Consider the following 17,254-nt stretch of genomic DNA (forward strand, 5'->3'; position numbering starts at 1 on the left):
GGCAGATGCCGCAGGGCTACGCTCGACGCATGAGCGGGCTTCGATGGGGCATCCTCGCGACCGGTGGGATCGCGACATCCTTCACCTCCGACCTTCGGCACGCAGGCCTGGACGTCGCGGCTGTGGGCTCGCGCTCGGCCGAGTCGTCGGCGCGGTTCGCCGACAGGTTCGAGATCCCGCGGGCGCACGGGTCGTATGAGGCGCTGGTCGCAGACCCGGACGTCGACATCGTCTATGTCGCGACGCCGCATCCGCTGCACGCCGAGAACGCCCTCGCGGCGATCGCGCACGGCAAGCACGTGCTGGTGGAGAAGGCGTTCACCCAGGATGCCGCGCAGGCGGCGGCCGTGCGCGACGCGGCGCGCTCGGCGGGCGTGCTCGCGATGGAAGCCATGTGGACCCGCTACCTGCCGCACATGGCCTGGGTGCGCGAGCTCGTGCGCGGCGGCCGGCTGGGGGAGGTGCGCACGGTGACGGCCGACCACACGCAGTCGCTGCCGACCGATCCCTCGCACCGCATCAACGCGCTCGCGCTCGGCGGGGGCGCCCTGCTCGACCTCGGCATCTACCCGATCTCGTTCGCGTGGGATCTGCTGGGCGCACCGGAATCCCTCGTCGCCCGCGGACGCCTCGGCGAGACGGGCGCCGACACCGAGGTCGCCACGATCTCGACCCACGCCGGCGGCGCGATCGCGACGACGCTGTCGTCGTCGCGGGCCGCCGGCCCGAACGTCGCGCACGTCATCGGCACCGCTGCCCGCATCGACATCGACCACGTCTGGTACACGCCGACGACCGCGCGCCTCACCCTCCCCGACGGAACGGTCGCCGAGACGTGGGAGAACCGCGTCACGGGGCGCGGCATGCAGCACCAGGCACTGGCCGCCGAGCGCATCATCGCGGACGGCGGGCGCGACAGCGATCTGCTGCCGATCGACGAGACGGTGGCGATCATGGCGGCACTCGATGACATCCGCTCCCAGCTCGGCGTGAGCTACCCCGGGGAGAGCTGATGCCCGACTCCACGACGCCCCGCGTGGCGGTGTACCTCGACTTCGACAACATCGTCATCAGCTGGTACGACCGGGTGCACGGCCGCGGCTCGTACAGCCGCGACCGCACCCGCATCGCCGAGGGTACGGGCGACACCGAGGTCGCCGAACGTCTCGCCGCCGCCACCGTCGACATCGGCGCGATCATCGACTATGCGACGTCCTTCGGCACGCTGGTTCTCGTGCGCGCCTACGCCGACTGGTCCGCCCCGGTGAACGCCGAGTACCGCTCGCAGCTCGTCGCGCGCGCGGTCGATCTCGTGCAGCTGTTCCCCGCGGCCGCCTACGGCAAGAACGGCGCCGACATCCGGCTCGCGGTCGACGCCGTCGAGGACATGTTCCGCCTGCCCGACCTCACCCACGTCGTGATCGCGGCGGGCGACTCGGACTATGTGCCGCTCGCGCAGCGCTGCAAGCGCCTGGGACGCTTCGTGGTCGGCGTCGGGGTGGCGGGATCGACCGCGAAGTCTCTGGCCGCCGCGTGCGACCGCTTCGACTCGTACGACTCGCTTCCAGGGGTCGCGGCTCCCGAGCAGAAGAAGGATGCCGCTCCCTCACGCCCGCGCGCCCGGAAGCGCCAGGTCGACCCGGCCGCCGAGCTGCTCGAACGCGCGCTGCGCCTCGAGAACGACAAGGACCCGTCGCAGTGGCAGCACGCGTCGGCCGTGAAGGCGCTGCTGCTGCGCCTCGACCCGTCGTTCAGCGAGAAGGCGCTCGGACACCGCAGCTTCAGCGAGTTCGTGTCGGCGCATCCGGAGATCGCGGAGCTCGACGAGACCGACAATATCGTGCGTATCCGGTTGGTCGACGCGAAGCGCTGATCCGCCCCCGAGCGCCGGCCGCTCGGCCGATGGGTGCGTCGCCCCCGTTCACCCGCGGCGCGTCGCCCACAGCGCCCAGACCACGAGGACCGGCTGGAAGAGAAGTCGGATGAACCGCTTCGCGTCGGTGTCGAGCCCGAACGCGCTGCGCTGGTTGGCGAACTGGGCGAGGTTGCCGGGGAACACGGCCACGAAGAAGGCGGCGAGCACCGCGCCCACGAGTCCGCGTCGGCGCCGGGCCGCGAGCACGGCGGTGCCGAGGGCGATCTCGACCACGCCCGATGCGAGCACGATCTGATCCTCGTCGAGCGGCGACAGCTCGGCGATCGTCTCGGGCACCTGGGCTCGGAAGTCCGACCGCAGGAACGTGAGGTGGGAGACGCCGGCGACGACCATCGCGACGCCGAGGAGCCATCGGGCTGCAACGCGCATGACCCCATTCCACTGCGGCGAGCGGCCGATGTCGAGGGGTCGATGAGAGAACTCTCATCCAGGGGACGGCGACACGCGGCATCCGGTCTTCAAACCTGAATTGACTTTCAGGTAACTTCGGGCCGCGACATCCGTCGCACCTGCGCCTACAAGGAGGTATCAGCGCATGGCATCTGCCGCATCCCCCGCAGAACCGAAGACCAGCGGTCTACGCAAGGTCGTCACCGCATCGATGGCGGGCACCGTCGCCGAGTGGTACGAGTTCTTCCTTTACGCCACCGCCGCGACGATCGTGTTCAACGTCGTCATGTTCCCGCCGTCGAACGACCCGTACGCGGGCATCATCTCCGCCTTCGTGACCTACGCGATCGGCTTCATCGCCCGCCCTCTCGGCGGCATCGTCTTCGGACACTTCGGCGACAAGTACGGCCGCAAGAAGCTGCTGCAGCTCGCGATCATCCTCGTCGGCGTCACGACGTTCCTGATGGGATGCCTCCCCACCTTCGAGCAGGTCGGCTACCTCGCTCCCGCGCTGCTGGTGATCCTGCGATTCCTGCAGGGCTTCGCCGTCGGCGGCGAATGGGGCGGCGGCGTGCTGCTCGTCGCCGAGCACTCCCCCGACCGTCGCCGCGGCTTCTGGGCGTCGTTCCCCCAGGCGGCCGTGCCGATCGGCAATCTGCTCGCCACGATCGTGCTGCTGGTGCTCAGCCGCACGCTCACGCCCGAGGCGTTCCTCAGCTGGGGCTGGCGCGTCTCGTTCTGGCTGTCGGTCGTGATCGTCGCGATCGGGTACTACGTGCGCACCCGCGTCGACGACGCTCCCATCTTCGTGCAGGCGCGTGAGGCGGCAGCGGCCGATGACACGCGGTACGGCGTGTTCGAGGTGCTGCGTCGGTACCCCCGTGGCGTCCTGACCGCGATGGGCCTGCGCTTCGCGGAGAACATCATGTACTACCTCGTCGTGACCTTCTCGATCACCTACCTCAAGGTGGCGCTCGGCATGGACACGGCCGAGATCCTCACCCTGCTGGTCGTCGCCCACATCGTGCACACGATCGTCATCCCGATCGTGGGAGGACTGTCGGATCGCATCGGCCGCAAGCCCGTCTACGCGATCGGCGCCGTGTTCGCGATCGCGTGGGGATTCATCGCGTTCCCGATGTTCGACACGCGCGACCCGTTCGTTATCGTGCTCGCGATCTGCCTCGGTCTCGTCATCCACTCGTTCATGTACGCCCCGCAGCCCGCGATCATGGCGGAGCTCTTCCCCACGCGCATGCGCTACTCGGGGGTGTCGCTCGGCTACCAGGTCACCTCGATCGTCGCCGGGTCGCTCGCACCGATCATCGCGACCGCGCTGCTGACGTCGTTCGGCTCGCCCCTGCCGGTGGCGATCTACCTCGGTATCGCCGCGATCGTGACGCTCGTGACCGTGCTCACGATGCGCGAGACCCGCGGCACCTCGCTCCACGAGCTCGACCGCATCGACGCTGCACGGCGGGCGGCGGCACCCGCGGCGGGCGCGCGGGTCTGAGAACGGGGTGAGGGGGCGGATGCCGCGGCATCCGCCCCCTCACCCCGTCACGCGTCTGCCAGCCATCGCCCCGCGCGATCGATGAGCGCCGCGAACTCATGGGGAGCGTCGGTCGGGGTGATCGCACGCAGCACCACCTCGTCCAGCGCCTCGCGATAGGCCCTCACCCGCCCCGGCGCATCGGCCGAGTCGGGTGCGAGGACGGTGTCGTGGGCGCGGAACCCGAGCCGGGCGAAGTTCTCGGCGTATCCCGGCGCCTGGTCGTACCGGGATGCCTCGTCGTCGAGCCGGGCTCGGGCGGCCGGCTCGAGCGCCCACCGCACGTAGAGCGCGACGCGCGCGTCGGGCGCGATCTCGTGCAGCGCAGCGGTCTGATCCGCCGCGGCTCGTGGCGTGAGCCAGTTGAGCAGCACGCCGTCGGAGGCGGTCACGGCGAGCCGCCGCATCCGTGGTCCCAGCGCGCCGACGAGCACGGGCACCCCGGCTTCGCGCAACTCGCCGATCGCCGCGGCGACCTGCGCGAGCGCACCCTCGCGCAGGCGTCCCGAGCCGATCCCCACCGTGAGGCGGCCGGAGGCACCGGCGATCTGCGTCGCCCGCTCGGCAAGGCCGCGAGCGGGAACCCGGTCGATGGGCACGACGCCGGTCGCGAGCCCGATGCTGCTCGTGCGCTCGGCGGCGGCAGCCAGGCCCGCCAGCGCGTCGCCGCCGGGGGTGTCGTTCACCCAGAGGCGCGCGAAGCCGGCGGCTTCCGCGCGCACCGCGATGTCCGCGATGTGCGCAGCGCCAAGGGCACCTGCGACGCCCAGGGAGAGGTCTCCGTGTCGAGTCGTCATGGGGGAAGCTTGCCTCACGACGGTCACCGCGCGGGCCGTGCGCCCGATATCCTGTCGGAAGTCCCATCCCCCCGAAGGAGATCCATGTTCATCGTGGCGCTGCTGCTGTTCCTGCTCGGCATGTTCTGCTTCGGTATCGCGTTCGCGGTGCCGGGCCTGCAGGCCATCATCTTCTTCGGTGGCATCCTGCTGGTGTCGGCAGCGATCGCACTCCCGATCCACGCCCGCGCCAAGTAGGCCCAGCGCGGGTCTTCCGGCCGGCTCAGGCGCTCCGCCCGACGCGCCGCCGGCTCGCCCGGCTCAGGCGCTCCGCCCGACTCAGGCCTTTCCGCCGGGCGGGCCGACGATCAGCAGCCCCGTGAAGATGACGACGACCGCCACCACGAGCAGAGCCGCAAGAAGTCCGGGGCGACGAAGCATCGCACGCATGAGGCGGTCGTGCCACCGCTCGTCGCGCGGGTCGCTCCCCGCGTGCAGCCGCCAGTCCCCCGCGAGCGCGCCGGTGCGGTGCAGCCAGATCTCCGCCGGGATGGTCGCGTAGGGGATCACCGCGCTCCCGATCGCCACGACGGCACGCAGCGGATGCCAGCGCTGATTCTTCGCGACGAGAACGGCGGTCGCGCCATACGCCAGGAAGACGAAGCCGTGCACGCCGCCGGCGACCGTCACCGCGATCGCGACCCCCGTGGTCGCCCGCACGATCAGGGCGGTGATCAGAAGCGTCCAGGTGATCGCCTCGGCGATCGCGAGCACGCGGAACAGTGCGGACGGGGTGCGGAACACGGGTCCTCCAGCAGAGATCGGATGCCGCGGCTCCCGCGACATCCTTCAGTCTATCTGAAGGGCTTCAGGAACCCTGAAGGATCCCTGCGAACGGCTCCTCGTGCAGCCCCTGCAGCGCGTCCGTCAACGCCGGCAACGCCGCCGCGAAGTCGCGGTCGAGGCGGGCGAGGCGGGCATCGGCCTCATCGAGGGCCGCGTCGCCCTTCTCCGTGACGCGCAGATCGGACGCCGAGCCGGCATGAGCCGTGCCGTCGGCGACCATGCCGTCATCGGCGAGCGCGCGGACGGCAGTGTGGGCGGTCTGCACCGTGATCTGGGAGCGGCGGGCCAGCTCACTGAACGAGATGCCCGGCGTCGCCCGGATGTGCGCCAGCAGACCGTACTTCCGCGTGGTGAGACCCAGGTCCTTCAGCGCCGCGCCGAGCTGCCCGTCCCAGATCGACGACATCGTCAACAGGGAGATCACCGGGCTGAAGGGGGGGCGTTCAGACATGACAGCCATGCTAGACCGGCCCACGGCCCGTGGCACGGTGCCCCGCGGGCAGACGGAAGTCGCCACTCTCCCCATGCGCGATCCGTGCACCCATGGAACACTCGGCCTCGTCACCCCCGTCACCACACGCATGAGGAGTCCCGATGTCACCCCGTTATCTCGTCCTCCCCGCCACCGTCGCCGTGGCGTTCGCCCTCGCCGGCTGCGGACAGGTGTCCGCGCTCGTCCAGCAGGGAGCCGCCGTCGCCAGCCAGGCTGCGGGAGTCGCCAGCGCCGCCGCATCCGCCGCCGCCGATGCGGGCGTCAACGTCTCCACCAGCGGCTCTCTGCCCTCCGGGTGGCCGAGCGACATCCCCGCACCCGAGGGCACGATCACGACCTCGGTCTCCGTCAACGGCGGCTACTCGATCATCGTGCAGACGTCGAGCGAAGCCGCGATCACCAGCGCCGTAGACAAGCTGAAGTCCGCCGGCTACTCACTCGACGGCGACTTCTCCTCCGACGGCAATCACGTGCAGCACCTCGCCTCATCGCAGTGGAGCGTCGTGATCACGTGGGGGCCGGACCCCTCGACGAGCGGAGCGTTCGTGGCGAATTACGTGGTCGCGAAGGCGTCATCCTGAGTGCCTCCGCCGACGGCGAGGGCCCCACGAGTGTCACACTCGCGGGGCCCTCGCCGTTCGGACGGGATCAGAAGTCCCAGTCGTCGTCCTCGGTCGCGACAGCCTTGCCGATGACATACGACGAGCCCGAGCCGGAGAAGAAGTCGTGGTTCTCGTCGGCGTTGGGCGACAGTGCCGAGAGGATCGCCGGGCTGACGTTGGTCACCGTCGAGGGGAACATGGCCTCGTAGCCGAGGTTCATGAGCGCCTTGTTGGCGTTGTAGTGCAGGAACTTCTTGACGTCCTCGGTGAGACCGACGCCGTCGTAGAGGTCCTGCGTGTACTGCACCTCGTTGTCGTAAAGCTCGTACAGCAGCGAGAAGGTGTAGTCCTTCAGCTCCTGACGGGTTGCCTCGTCCACCTTCTCGAGTCCCCGCTGGAACTTGTAGCCGATGTAGTAGCCGTGCACGGCCTCGTCGCGGATGATGAGGCGGATCATGTCGGCGGTGTTGGTGAGCTTCGCGCGGCTCGACCAGTGCATCGGCAGGTAGAAGCCCGAATAGAAGAGGAACGACTCGAGCAGCGTCGAGGCCACCTTGCGCTTGAGGGGTTCGTCGCCGCGGTAGTAGTCCATGACGATCTGAGCCTTGCGCTGCAGGTTCTCGTTCTCGATCGACCAGCGGAACGCCTCGTCGATCTCCTTCGTGGAGCACAGCGTCGAGAAGATCGACGAGTAGCTCTTGGCGTGCACCGACTCCATGAACGCGATGTTCGTGTAGACGGCCTCCTCGTGCGGGGTCAGCGCGTCGGGGATGAGCGAGACCGCGCCCACCGTGCCCTGGATCGTGTCGAGCAGGGTGAGGCCGGTGAACACCCGCATCGTGAGCTGCTGCTCTTCCGGGGTCAGCGTCGCCCACGACTGCACGTCATTGGAGAGCGGCACCTTCTCGGGCAGCCAGAAGTTGCCCGTGAGGCGGTTCCACACCTCCACGTCCTTGTCGTCCTCGATGCGGTTCCAGTTGATGGCCTGGACCTTGTTCAGGAGCTGGAGCTTCTCGCTCATCGTCCGTTCTTCCTCGTCTTCTCGTCGCGGGGGCTCACAGCGTGCAGCTGACGCAGCCCTCGACCTCGGTGCCCTCGAGGGCCATCTGGCGCAGACGGATGTAGTAGATGGTCTTGATGCCCTTCTTCCACGCGTAGATCTGCGCCTTGTTGATGTCGCGCGTGGTGGCGGTGTCCTTGAAGAACAGCGTCAGCGAGAGCCCCTGGTCGACGTGCTGCGTGGCGGCGGCGTACGTGTCGATGACCTTCTCGTAGCCGATCTCGTAGGCGTCCTGGTAGTACTCGAGGTTCTCGTTCGACATGAAGGGTGCCGGGTAGTACACGCGCCCGAGCTTGCCCTCCTTGCGGATCTCGATCTTCGAGGCGATCGGGTGGATCGACGACGTCGAGTTGTTGATGTACGAGATCGATCCGGTCGGCGGCACGGCCTGCAGGTTCTGGTTGTAGATGCCGTGCTGCTGCACCGAGGCCTTCAGCTCGCGCCAGTCGTCCTGCGTCGGGATGTGGTGGCCGTCGAACAGCTCGACGACGCGAGCCGTCTGCGGCGCCCACTCCTGGTTGATGTACTTGTCGAAGAACTCGCCCGACGCATAGGTCGAATCGGCGAAGCCCTCGAACGTCTGCCCGCGCTCGATCGCGATGCGGTTGGACGCCCGCAGCGCGTGGAAGAGCACCGTGTAGAAGTAGATGTTCGTGAAGTCGAGACCCTCGGGCGAGCCGTAGTGGATGTGCTCGCGGGCGAGGAAGCCGTGCAGGTTCATCTGGCCGAGGCCGATCGCGTGCGACCGGTCATTGCCGTCCTCGATCGAGCGCACCGAACGGATGTGGCTCTGGTCGCTGACCGCGGTGAGGCCGCGGATCGAGGTCTCGACCGTGCGGGCGAGGTCGCCGCCGTCCATCGCGAGCGCGATGTTGAGCGAGCCGAGGTTGCACGAGATGTCCTTGCCGACCTGGGCGTAGGAGAGGTCCTCGTTGTAGGTCGTGGGGGTGTTGACCTGCAGGATCTCGCTGCACAGGTTCGACATGTTGATCCGGCCCTTGATGGGGTTGGCCCGGTTCACCGTGTCCTCGAACATGATGTAGGGGTAGCCCGACTCGAACTGGATCTCCGCGAGGGTCTGGAAGAACTCGCGGGCGTTGATCTTCGACTTCTTGATACGCGGGTCGTCGACCATCTCGCGGTACTTGTCGCTGACCGAGATGTCACCGAACGGCACACCGTAGACGCGCTCGACGTCGTACGGCGAGAAGAGGTACATGTCCTCGTCGTTCTTGGCGAGCTCGAACGTGATGTCAGGCACGACGACACCGAGCGACAGCGTCTTGATGCGGATCTTCTCGTCGGCGTTCTCGCGCTTGGTGTCGAGGAACTTCATGATGTCGGGGTGGTGCGCCGAGAGGTACACGGCACCCGCACCCTGACGCGCACCCAGCTGGTTTGCGTAGCTGAAGCTGTCTTCGAGGAGCTTCATGACGGGGATGATGCCGCTGGACTGGTTCTCGATCTGCTTGATCGGGGCGCCGGCCTCGCGGATGTTCGACAGCAGCAGCGCGACGCCGCCGCCGCGCTTGCTCAGCTGCAGCGCGGAGTTGATGCCGCGGGCGATCGACTCCATGTTGTCCTCGATGCGCAGCAGGAAGCACGAGACGAGCTCGCCGCGCTGGGCCTTGCCGGTGTTGAGGAAGGTCGGCGTGGCGGGCTGGAAGCGACCCGAGATGATCTCGTCCACGAGGTTGTTCGCCAGGTCCTGGTCGCCGTCGGCGAGTCCGAGGGCGGTCATGACGACACGGTCCTCAAAGCGCTCGAGGTAGCGCTTGCCGTCGAACGTCTTCAGCGTGTAGCTCGTGTAGTACTTGAACGCACCGAGGAAGGTGTCGAACCGGAACTTCTTGCCGTACGCGCGGTGGTGGATCTCCTCGACGAAGGCGAACGGGTACTTGCCCAGCACCTCGGGCTCGTAGTACTCCTTCTCGACGAGGTAGTCGAGGCGCTCCTTGAGGGAGTGGAAGAACACCGTGTTCTGGTTCACGTGCTGCAGGAAGTACTCCCGCGCAGCGCGCTTGTCGGCGTCGAACTGGATCTTCCCGTCGGCGTCGTACAGGTTGAGCATCGCGTTCAGGGAGTGGTAATCCATCCCCTCGAACTTCGGCTCGGTCTTGAAGTGGGTCTCGGTCAGTGCTGTGTCCACCATCGTTCCAGTCCTTCGCTGATGCGCTCGACGTCTTCTGGCGTGCCGAAAAGCTCCAGCCGATACAGGTGCGGCACGTGGCACTTGCGGCTGATGATCTCGCCGGCGAGGCAGAACGACTCGCCGAAGTTGGTGTTGCCCGCGGAGATGACTCCGCGGATGTAGGAGCGGTTGTGGGCGTCGTTCAGGAAGCGGATGACCTGCTTCGGAACGGCGCCGTGTTCCTCGCCCCGGCCCTGGCCTCCCCCGTAGGTGGGGGTGACCAGGACGAAAGGCTCATCGACGCGGGGCGTCGGCTCGCCTGCTCTCAGGGGGATGCGGACGGACCGCCTGCCGAGCTTCTCGATGAAACGCGCCGTGTTGCCGGACACGCTCGAGAAGTAGACGAGCAGGGGCGCGGTGTCATCCGCGGCGGCTACCGCGCTGCTGCCATGGAGCGTCGCGGTCGCCATGACTCACGCCAGGCGGGACGCGAGCTCGTCGATCTTGTCGGGACGGAAGCCCGACCAGTGGCCCTCGTCGGTGACGACGACGGGAGCCTGGAGGTAGCCGAGCGCCTTGACCTGCTCGAGCGCCTCCGGGTCCTGCGAGAGGTCGTGAACCTCGTAGGCGATGCCCTTCGAGTCCAGCGCGCGGTAGGTCGCGGTGCACTGCACGCACGACGGCTTCGTGTAAACGGTGATGGCCATGTGAACCCTGTTCTCCCCTCAAATCCCCAGTAATCCAGCACCCACCGGCGCCGGGACCTCAATACTACATATGGGTGCCGACATTGGGGTCAACCACAAGGGGTAGTAGTTACAACCGTGTGATTTTCCACCGCACTCCCCACTCCGATCACAGGTTGTCCACCGATTCATCCACAGGCCGACGAGGTGTCCAGACCCTGAAGAACCGCTGAATTCCGGGCATCAGCAGGCTGTGAACGCCGACTGTCCACAGCGACGACCGTAGACGGCACCTCCGACACTGGGGATGGATCCGACACGCCGTGTCGGCGTGTCGCGCATCGCGCCCGGCACACCCTCCACGGCGGAGCACACCGCCCCGGCGGCGGCCACCCGGGGCGCCGAGAACGTCTGCCGCGGGCGATAGCGTGGAGGGGTGGCGGGATATCGGGAACTGGTGCGCACTCCGGGCGTGATCCGCATCATCGCCGCGCAGCTGACGGCGCGGTTCCCGAACGGCATGACGAGCCTCGCGATCCTCCTGCACATCGAACACGTGACCGGCTCCTACGGCGCCGCGGGCCTCGTGCTGGCCGCGACATCCATCGGTCAGGCGGTGTCGGGTCCGGTGACGAGCCGCTGGATGGGCATGTGGGGCATGCGCAAGGTCCTGACCCTCACCATGACGATCTGCGCGATCTGTCTCACGGTCATCGCGCTCGGCGAGATGGTGCTGCCCGCCTATGTCGCCCTCGGTCTCATCACGGGTCTGTCGACGCCGCCGATCCAGTCGGCCGCCCGCACGATCTATCCGAAGCTCGTGACCTCACGTCAGCTCACCCCGCTCTACTCGCTCGACGCGTCGCTGCAGGAGATCATCTGGATCGTCGCCCCGGTGGCGATCACCCTCGTGGCGACGCAGCTCGGCACCGTGCCCGCGCTGCTGCTGATCGTCGTGATCCTCGTCGGCGGCGGATCGTGGTTCATCCTGTCGCCCGAAGTCGGGCGCGTGCGCATCCCGCGCAGCAAGCGCCGGTTCGGCAAGGTGCTCGCGCGTCCGACGGTGCTGCTCGCGACGGTGATCGGGTTCCTGCTGATCGGTGCGTGCGCGGCGGTCGAGGCGAGCGTCGTCGCCTCCTACGGCCACGGCGGGTTCGAGGCGGGCATCGTGCTCGCCGTGTTCTCGATCGGCAGCCTCGCGGGCGGTCTCTCCCTCGGCCACGCTCCGATGGCGCCGTGGGCGATGGCGCGGCGCCTCACGGTCGTGGCGACCGGTCTCGTGCTCACGGTCATCGCCTTCGCCCTGTTCAGCGGCGACCCGATCCTCTCCCCCGTCGGCACGAGCGCGACGCTGTTCATCGCGGGCATCGGCATCGCGCCCGCCCTCGCGGTGCTGTTCGCGATGACCTCTGCGAGCGTGAAGTTCAGCGACACGGCCGAGGCGTACGGCTGGATCGGCACGGGGCAGCTCATCGGCGGCGCCGCGGGCTCCGCCATCGCCGGCTTCCTGATCGACGGCACCGGCGCGGTGGGCGCCTACGCCGCGGCCGGTGCGTTCGCGCTCCTCGGCGCGATCGTGGCGGCGGTGTTCGTGCGGGCGTTCCCCGATCTGAGGCACCGCGATCCGAGCCCGCTGCCCGACACCGAGCCGAACGCGATCATCACCTGAGCGCATAGACGACACACAGCATCCACGTAGGCGCGACCAACCGGCGTCGGTTCCACTGGGGGCATCACCCCCGACGAGAGGATGCCCCGTGGCCGACCGCACCCCCGACGCCGACATCTCTGCCCGCACCGCCGATCCCGACCGCTGGCTCGACGCCGACGGCGCTCCCATCGACGAGGACCACCGCGGCCTCGTCTACGACATCCGCACCCTCGTCGACCGACGGCGCGCGCTCGGCATCTTCGGCGGCCTCGCGATGACGTCGCTGCTGACGGCGTGCGGCATCCAGTCGGCCTCGTCGTCGGGCGCCGCGTCGTCGACGACCGCCACCCCGCAGGCGACGGCATCGGCGACGACGGATGCCGCGGCATCCGGCTCCCTCGACGAGGTTCCCGACGAGACGGCGGGCCCGTATCCCGCCGATGGCTCGAACGGCATCGACGTACTGACGGCCTCCGGCATCGTGCGCAGCGACATCCGGGCGAGCTTCGGGTCGTCGACGACGGTCGCCGACGGCGTGCCGCTCACGATCCGTCTCACCGTGCGGGACGCCGACACGGGCGCTGCGCTCTCCGGCAAGGGCGTCTATCTCTGGCACTGCGACCGCGACGGCAACTACTCCCTGTACAGCCGGGGCATCACCGACGAGAACTATCTGCGCGGGGTGCAGGAGACGGATGCCGCCGGCACGGTCTCCTTCACCTCCATCTACCCGGCGTGCTACTCGGGTCGGTGGCCGCACATCCACTTCGAGGTCTACGACGACGTCGCGACCGCGGTCGCCTCAGGACCGATCGTGAAGACGTCTCAGATCGCGCTGCCCGAGGAGACCAACGCGGTCGTCTACGCGACGAGCGGCTACGAGCAGAGCGTGCGCAACGCGTCGCAGGTCTCTCTGAAGAGCGACAACGTGTTCGGCGACGACGGCGGCATCCACCAGATCGCGACCATGTCGGGCGACGTCGCCGCGGGCTACACCGCGGCCCTCACGATCGGCGTGTGACCGGCCGGGGCGGCCGCGGTCGGCAGGTGACGCGACCGGGCCGCCCCGGCACGTCGAGGCCGTACGCTCGGATCATGCCCGCACCCGTCACCCTGCCCCGCATTGCGTGGGGCGATCCCGGAGCCGAGCGCCACGCGCTGCTCATCCACGGACTCGGATCCAACGGCCCGCTCATGTGGCTGTTCGGCACGGCCCTCGCCGAGGCCGGCTGGTACGCCGTCGCCGTCGATCTCCGGGGCCACGGCCTCGCACCCCGTTCGACCGACTACACCCTGGCGGCCTACGGCACGGATGTCGCGCACGTGCGCCGCGAGGGCGGCTGGGACCTCGTGATCGGCCATTCGCTCGGCGGCGCCTCGGCGACCCTCGCCCAGGCGACCCACCCCCGCTGGGCGCGTCACCTCGTGCTGGTCGACCCGGCCATCCACCTCACGCCCGAGCAGCGCGCCGCCGTGCAGGCCGGCAACGCGGCCTCGTTCGCCGCGCCGACCGCCGAGGGCGTGCGGGCGGCGAACCCGACGTGGCATCCGAACGATGTCGAAGCCAAGGTGACATCGCTGCGACAGGCGTCGACGTGGGGTACCGACCAGACCGCGGTGCAGAACCCCGACTGGGACGTGCGCGAGGCGTTCCTCGCCCTCACCGTGCCCACCCTCGTGCTGGCCGCCGACCCCGCCGTGAACAGCCTGTTCACCGGCCCGGCGATCGACGAGCTCGTGGCGGCCAACCCGCACGTGAGCGTGCGGGTCATCGAGGGCGCCGGGCACTCGTTGCATCGCGACAAGCCGGCAGAGACGCTCGCGGCGCTGTTCGACGGGCTCGCATCATGACCTTCGATGCGGCCGCCTGGCTTCCGGACGACCTGATCGAGCGCATCCGCGGGCGCGCCGCGCAGGTCGATCACGACAACGTGTTCCCTCAGGAGGACCTCGACGAGCTGGCGGCGGCCGGCTACCTGTCGATCCTCGTGCCGAGCGAGCTCGGCGGCGGCGGGCTGGGGCTCGCCGAGGCATCCCTGCTGCAGCAGCGGCTCGCGACGGCCGCGCCCGCCACGGCCCTCGCGATCAACATGCACCTCGTCTGGACGGGTGTGGCGAAGGTGCTCGCCGACCGCGGCATCGACGACCTGCGGTTCGTGCAGGAGGGCGCCGTGCGCGGCGAGGTCTTCGCGTTCGGCATCAGCGAGGCCGGCAACGATCTCGTGCTGTTCGGCAGCGACACCGTCGCCGAGCCGCTGGCTGACGGTGGCTACGCGTTCACCGGAACCAAGATCTTCACCTCGCTCGCCCCCGTGTGGACGCACCTCGGGCTGCACGGTCTCGACACCACGTCCGCGGACGCACCACAACTCGTCTACGCGTTCGTCCCGCGCTCGGACGCTGTCGTCACCCGTGACGACTGGGACACCGTCGGGATGCGCGGCACCCAGTCGCGCACGACCGAGTTGCACAGCGCCGTCGCCCCCGCCGACCGTGTGGTGCGCCGGGTCGCCCCGGGACCCAACCCCGACCCGATCGTGTTCGGCATCTTCAGCGTCTTCGAGATCCTGCTGGGCTCGGTCTACACCGGGCTGGCCCGACGGGCGCTCGACCTCGCGGTGGCGACCGCGAAGACCCGCACGTCGAAGAAGAGCGGCACGACCTATGCGCAGGATCCCGACATCCGCTGGCGCATCGCCGACATGGGGCTGCGCTACGACGCCCTGCCGACCGAGCTCGCCTCGATCGCCCGAGACGTCGATGAGAACGCCCCGCACGGGGCGCGCTGGTTCACGCTGCTGTCGGGCGTGAAGCATCGCGCGGTCGTCATGGCGAAATCGGTCGTCGACGACGCGATCCTGGTCGCGGGCGGCTCGTCGTACTTCACCCGTTCCGAGCTCGGGCGGCTCTACCGCGACGTGCTCGCCGGTCAGTTCCACCCGTCCGACCCCGAGTCGGCCCACGCGACGGCCGCCAGCGCCTGGCTCGGCCCGCTCGAGAGCTGAGACGGATGCCGCGCACCCCCCTGGCGGCGCTGAGCCCCGCCGATCAGGTGCGGCGGCGGGCGCTGCGGCGCATGAAAGCGGTGGCCCTCGCGGCGCTGCTCGCGATGGCGGTGCTGTTCGCGATCTCGTTCCCGCTGCAGGCCACCGTGCCCGCACTCGCCTACGTGCGCGCGGCGGCCGAGGGCGGAATGGTTGGAGCCCTCGCGGACTGGTTCGCGGTGACCGCCCTGTTCCGCCGGCCCCTCGGGCTGCCGATCCCCCACACGGCGATCATCCCGACCCGCAAGGACGAGATCGGCCGCACGCTGGGCGAGTTCGTCGAGACGAACTTCCTGTCGGGCGAGATCGTGCGCACGAAGCTCACCAGCACCCGGATCGCCGAGCGCGCGGGCGCGTGGCTGCGCGAGAGCGCGCACGCGGAGCGTGTGGTGGCCGAGGCATCCACGATGGTCGCCGGAATCGTTCGCGCGCTCAGCGACGACGATGTGCGCGAGATCATCGAGGACCTCGCTCGCACGCATCTCATCGCCCCCGAGTGGGCGGCGCCCACGGGCGGCTGGCTCGAGCGGCTGACGCAGACGGGTGCGCACCACGCCGCGGTCGACCTCGCGGCCGACAGCATCGGCGAGTGGCTCACCGAGCACCGCGAGAGCTTCGAGGGCCTGCTGTCGCGTCGACTGCCGGGGTGGGTGCCACGCATCGCCCATCGCCTCGTCGACGACGCGGCGTATTCCGAGGCGGTGAAGTTCGTGGCCGCTGTGCGCGCCGACCCCGAGCATCCCGCCCGGCATGCAATCGACGGATACCTGGGCCGGCTCGCCGACCGTCTGCAGCACGATCCCGACACGATCGCACGATTCGAAGGCGCGAAGGCGGCGGTCTTTGATTCGCCGCGCGTGCGCGAGCTCGCGGGTGAGGCATGGGCGACCGCCAAGCGCGGGCTGCTCGCGGCCCTCGCCGATCCCGACAGCGGTCTGCGGCGGCGCGCGGCCCTCGCGATCGCAGACCTGGGCGCGCGACTCGCGACGGATGACGCGCTCCAGCGCCGCGTCGACGGCTTCATCACCGACGCGGCCGTGTTCCTCGTCGAGCGCTACCGTCATGACATCGCGTCCATCATCACCGACACGGTCGAACGCTGGGACCCGGCCGAGACCACCGAGAAGATCGAGCTGATGGTCGGACGCGACCTCCAGTACATCCGCCTCAACGGCACGATCGTGGGTGCTCTGGCGGGTCTGGGCATCTTCACCGTGGCCCAGGCGCTCGTCGGCCACTAGCCTGACGTCATGGGCGAGGCATCCGCCGTCGGTGACATCGTCTTCAGCTACGGCACGCTGCAGCAGCGGGGGGTGCAGCTGGAGGTCTTCGGACGCGCGCCCGACGGCGAGCCCGATCTCCTCCCCGGCTACACGGTCGACTATCTCGAGGTGCTCGACACTCGCGGACGCGGATCCGCGCGCGTGTCGGTGCAGCCGGTCGTACGCCCGACCGGCTCTCTCGGCGACAAGGTGACGGGTCTGGCCTACGCGCTGACGCCCGCGGAGGTCGATGCCGCCGACGAGTACGAATCGCCGCTGTACCGCCGGGTCCCGGCACGCCTGTCGAGCGGCCGCACGGCCTGGGTCTACGTGTCGGCATGACGACCCTCCTGCTCGTGCGGCACGCGAGTGCCGCGGACGGCCCCGACGATCACGATCGACCGCTGACGGCCCGCGGGGCGCTCGAGGCGGAGGCGATGGCGGCCGCCACCCTCGAGGCCGGCTGGCAGCCCGATCTGATCCTTGCGAGCACCGCCCGCCGCACCCGGGCGACCGCGGCCATGTTCGGCGCCGCGCTGGGCGCGCCGGTGCGCACCGCGCCGGCGCTCTACGGTGCGGGGCCGCGCACGCTACTCGACGCCGCCGTCGGGCTCGGCGTGGCATCCGTCATGATCGTCGCCCACAACCCGGGTATCGCGATGCTCGCGCGCAGCCTCTCGTCGAACGAGATCGGCGGGATGGTGCCCTGCGCCGTGGCGGCGTTCTCGTGGGACGACGACGATTGGGATGTCGCATCGGCGACCGACCCCGATCGCATCTGGTTCCGACATCCGGAGTGATGCCGCCGCCGGAGAGGGAACGCAG

Annotated in this window: 20 protein-coding genes; 12 read left to right on the forward strand and 8 right to left on the reverse strand. The window is 69.3% G+C overall.

Features of this window, described 5'->3' with window-relative positions; all coding sequences use genetic code 11:
- The first annotated feature begins 29 nt into the window (after positions 1-29).
- Both RR49_RS14680 and RR49_RS14685 read left to right on the forward strand, forming a co-directional pair.
- Positions 30-1,013: a Gfo/Idh/MocA family protein gene (locus RR49_RS14680; RefSeq protein ID WP_045248632.1), complete on the forward strand. Its 984-nt coding sequence runs from the start codon at positions 30-32 to the stop codon at positions 1,011-1,013.
- Positions 1,013-1,873: an NYN domain-containing protein gene (locus tag RR49_RS14685; RefSeq protein ID WP_045248631.1), complete on the forward strand. Its 861-nt coding sequence runs from the start codon at positions 1,013-1,015 to the stop codon at positions 1,871-1,873. The genes RR49_RS14680 and RR49_RS14685 overlap by 1 nt, the downstream gene beginning before the upstream one ends.
- Before the next feature lie 48 nt (positions 1,874-1,921).
- Here the strand turns inward: RR49_RS14685 and RR49_RS14690 are convergent, their stop codons facing one another.
- Positions 1,922-2,305 carry a DoxX family protein gene (locus RR49_RS14690; RefSeq protein ID WP_045248630.1) on the reverse strand — a complete coding sequence of 128 codons (384 nt, stop codon included), beginning with the start codon at positions 2,303-2,305 and terminating at the stop codon, positions 1,922-1,924.
- A 166-nt stretch (positions 2,306-2,471) separates the two neighbouring features.
- Here RR49_RS14690 and RR49_RS14695 point away from each other — a divergent pair, with 166 nt between their 5' ends.
- Positions 2,472-3,839 (forward strand): MFS transporter, encoded by a 1,368-nt coding sequence (locus RR49_RS14695; protein ID WP_045248629.1) that lies wholly within the window; start codon positions 2,472-2,474, stop codon positions 3,837-3,839.
- Positions 3,840-3,886: 47 nt separating this feature from the next.
- Here RR49_RS14695 and RR49_RS14700 read toward each other — a convergent pair whose 3' ends face one another.
- Positions 3,887-4,675: an LLM class flavin-dependent oxidoreductase gene (locus tag RR49_RS14700; RefSeq protein WP_045248628.1), complete on the reverse strand. Its 789-nt coding sequence runs from the start codon at positions 4,673-4,675 to the stop codon at positions 3,887-3,889.
- Positions 4,676-4,759: 84 nt separating this feature from the next.
- Between RR49_RS14700 and RR49_RS15890 the strand changes: the two genes are divergently transcribed.
- Positions 4,760-4,912: a hypothetical protein gene (locus tag RR49_RS15890; protein ID WP_048808808.1), complete on the forward strand. Its 153-nt coding sequence runs from the start codon at positions 4,760-4,762 to the stop codon at positions 4,910-4,912.
- Positions 4,913-4,993: 81 nt separating this feature from the next.
- On the opposite strand, the gene RR49_RS14705 is transcribed toward RR49_RS15890, so the two are convergent.
- A complete protein-coding gene (locus tag RR49_RS14705) occupies positions 4,994-5,458 on the reverse strand; it encodes a DUF3817 domain-containing protein (protein ID WP_045248627.1) in 465 nt (154 codons plus the stop codon).
- A 64-nt stretch (positions 5,459-5,522) separates the two neighbouring features.
- A complete protein-coding gene (locus RR49_RS14710; protein WP_045248626.1) occupies positions 5,523-5,951 on the reverse strand; it encodes a MarR family winged helix-turn-helix transcriptional regulator in 429 nt (142 codons plus the stop codon).
- Between the two features lie 143 nt (positions 5,952-6,094).
- Between RR49_RS14710 and RR49_RS14715 the strand changes: the two genes are divergently transcribed.
- Positions 6,095-6,574: a hypothetical protein gene (locus RR49_RS14715; RefSeq protein ID WP_045248625.1), complete on the forward strand. Its 480-nt coding sequence runs from the start codon at positions 6,095-6,097 to the stop codon at positions 6,572-6,574.
- 67 nt (positions 6,575-6,641) lie between these two features.
- On the opposite strand, the gene nrdF is transcribed toward RR49_RS14715, so the two are convergent.
- Genes nrdF through nrdH form a run of 4 tightly spaced genes read right to left on the reverse strand, consistent with a single transcriptional unit; the run spans position 6,642 to position 10,493 of the window.
- Positions 6,642-7,616, reverse strand: coding sequence for a class 1b ribonucleoside-diphosphate reductase subunit beta (gene nrdF, locus RR49_RS14720; RefSeq protein ID WP_045248624.1), 975 nt, complete (start codon positions 7,614-7,616; stop codon positions 6,642-6,644).
- A 34-nt stretch (positions 7,617-7,650) separates the two neighbouring features.
- Positions 7,651-9,807 carry a class 1b ribonucleoside-diphosphate reductase subunit alpha gene (nrdE, locus tag RR49_RS14725; protein WP_045248623.1) on the reverse strand — a complete coding sequence of 719 codons (2,157 nt, stop codon included), beginning with the start codon at positions 9,805-9,807 and terminating at the stop codon, positions 7,651-7,653.
- Positions 9,789-10,256 (reverse strand): class Ib ribonucleoside-diphosphate reductase assembly flavoprotein NrdI, encoded by a 468-nt coding sequence (gene nrdI, locus RR49_RS14730; protein ID WP_045248622.1) that lies wholly within the window; start codon positions 10,254-10,256, stop codon positions 9,789-9,791. Before nrdI ends, nrdE begins: the two co-directional genes overlap by 19 nt.
- 3 nt (positions 10,257-10,259) lie before the next feature.
- Positions 10,260-10,493, reverse strand: coding sequence for a glutaredoxin-like protein NrdH (gene nrdH / locus RR49_RS14735; RefSeq protein ID WP_045248621.1), 234 nt, complete (start codon positions 10,491-10,493; stop codon positions 10,260-10,262).
- 415 nt (positions 10,494-10,908) lie between these two features.
- On the opposite strand from nrdH, the gene RR49_RS14740 reads away from it, so the two are divergent.
- From RR49_RS14740 to RR49_RS14770, 7 genes are all read left to right on the forward strand, one after another.
- Positions 10,909-12,141: an MFS transporter gene (locus RR49_RS14740; RefSeq protein WP_045248620.1), complete on the forward strand. Its 1,233-nt coding sequence runs from the start codon at positions 10,909-10,911 to the stop codon at positions 12,139-12,141.
- Positions 12,142-12,229: 88 nt separating this feature from the next.
- Complete coding sequence (locus tag RR49_RS14745; RefSeq protein WP_048808806.1) at positions 12,230-13,144, forward strand: intradiol ring-cleavage dioxygenase; 915 nt, start codon at positions 12,230-12,232, stop codon at positions 13,142-13,144.
- A 74-nt stretch (positions 13,145-13,218) separates the two neighbouring features.
- A complete protein-coding gene (locus RR49_RS14750; RefSeq protein WP_045248619.1) occupies positions 13,219-13,974 on the forward strand; it encodes an alpha/beta fold hydrolase in 756 nt (251 codons plus the stop codon).
- Complete coding sequence (locus tag RR49_RS14755; RefSeq protein ID WP_045248618.1) at positions 13,971-15,128, forward strand: acyl-CoA dehydrogenase family protein; 1,158 nt, start codon at positions 13,971-13,973, stop codon at positions 15,126-15,128. Before RR49_RS14750 ends, RR49_RS14755 begins: the two co-directional genes overlap by 4 nt.
- Before the next feature lie 5 nt (positions 15,129-15,133).
- Positions 15,134-16,408 carry a DUF445 domain-containing protein gene (locus RR49_RS14760; RefSeq protein WP_045248617.1) on the forward strand — a complete coding sequence of 425 codons (1,275 nt, stop codon included), beginning with the start codon at positions 15,134-15,136 and terminating at the stop codon, positions 16,406-16,408.
- A 9-nt stretch (positions 16,409-16,417) separates the two neighbouring features.
- Positions 16,418-16,771 (forward strand): gamma-glutamylcyclotransferase family protein, encoded by a 354-nt coding sequence (locus RR49_RS14765; RefSeq protein ID WP_045248616.1) that lies wholly within the window; start codon positions 16,418-16,420, stop codon positions 16,769-16,771.
- On the forward strand, positions 16,768-17,229 hold the full coding sequence (locus RR49_RS14770) for a SixA phosphatase family protein (protein ID WP_045248615.1): 462 nt from the start codon (positions 16,768-16,770) through the stop codon (positions 17,227-17,229). The genes RR49_RS14765 and RR49_RS14770 overlap by 4 nt, the downstream gene beginning before the upstream one ends.
- Positions 17,230-17,254 lie beyond the last annotated feature (25 nt).

It is taken from the genome of Microbacterium ginsengisoli, assembly GCF_000956535.1.
In the GTDB taxonomy this organism is placed as follows: domain Bacteria; phylum Actinomycetota; class Actinomycetes; order Actinomycetales; family Microbacteriaceae; genus Microbacterium; species Microbacterium ginsengisoli.

Bases quoted from the DNA above. Each gene is read 5' to 3' on its own strand.
- RR49_RS14765 (WP_045248616.1), top strand. From the start codon at position 16,418: ATGGGCGAGGCATCCGCCGTCGGTGACATCGTCTTCAGCTACGGCACG.
- RR49_RS14715 (WP_045248625.1), top strand. From the start codon at position 6,095: ATGTCACCCCGTTATCTCGTCCTCCCCGCCACCGTCGCCGTGGCGTTC.
- RR49_RS14690 (WP_045248630.1), bottom strand. From the start codon at position 2,305: ATGCGCGTTGCAGCCCGATGGCTCCTCGGCGTCGCGATGGTCGTCGCC.
- nrdH (WP_045248621.1), bottom strand. From the start codon at position 10,493: ATGGCCATCACCGTTTACACGAAGCCGTCGTGCGTGCAGTGCACCGCG.
- RR49_RS14755 (WP_045248618.1), top strand. From the start codon at position 13,971: ATGACCTTCGATGCGGCCGCCTGGCTTCCGGACGACCTGATCGAGCGC.
- RR49_RS14750 (WP_045248619.1), top strand. From the start codon at position 13,219: ATGCCCGCACCCGTCACCCTGCCCCGCATTGCGTGGGGCGATCCCGGA.
- RR49_RS14760 (WP_045248617.1), top strand. From the start codon at position 15,134: ATGCCGCGCACCCCCCTGGCGGCGCTGAGCCCCGCCGATCAGGTGCGG.
- RR49_RS14700 (WP_045248628.1), bottom strand. From the start codon at position 4,675: ATGACGACTCGACACGGAGACCTCTCCCTGGGCGTCGCAGGTGCCCTT.
- RR49_RS14680 (WP_045248632.1), top strand. From the start codon at position 30: ATGAGCGGGCTTCGATGGGGCATCCTCGCGACCGGTGGGATCGCGACA.
- RR49_RS15890 (WP_048808808.1), top strand. From the start codon at position 4,760: ATGTTCATCGTGGCGCTGCTGCTGTTCCTGCTCGGCATGTTCTGCTTC.
- RR49_RS14770 (WP_045248615.1), top strand. From the start codon at position 16,768: ATGACGACCCTCCTGCTCGTGCGGCACGCGAGTGCCGCGGACGGCCCC.
- nrdE (WP_045248623.1), bottom strand. From the start codon at position 9,807: ATGGTGGACACAGCACTGACCGAGACCCACTTCAAGACCGAGCCGAAG.
- RR49_RS14695 (WP_045248629.1), top strand. From the start codon at position 2,472: ATGGCATCTGCCGCATCCCCCGCAGAACCGAAGACCAGCGGTCTACGC.
- RR49_RS14685 (WP_045248631.1), top strand. From the start codon at position 1,013: ATGCCCGACTCCACGACGCCCCGCGTGGCGGTGTACCTCGACTTCGAC.
- RR49_RS14710 (WP_045248626.1), bottom strand. From the start codon at position 5,951: ATGTCTGAACGCCCCCCCTTCAGCCCGGTGATCTCCCTGTTGACGATG.
- nrdI (WP_045248622.1), bottom strand. From the start codon at position 10,256: ATGGCGACCGCGACGCTCCATGGCAGCAGCGCGGTAGCCGCCGCGGAT.
- nrdF (WP_045248624.1), bottom strand. From the start codon at position 7,616: ATGAGCGAGAAGCTCCAGCTCCTGAACAAGGTCCAGGCCATCAACTGG.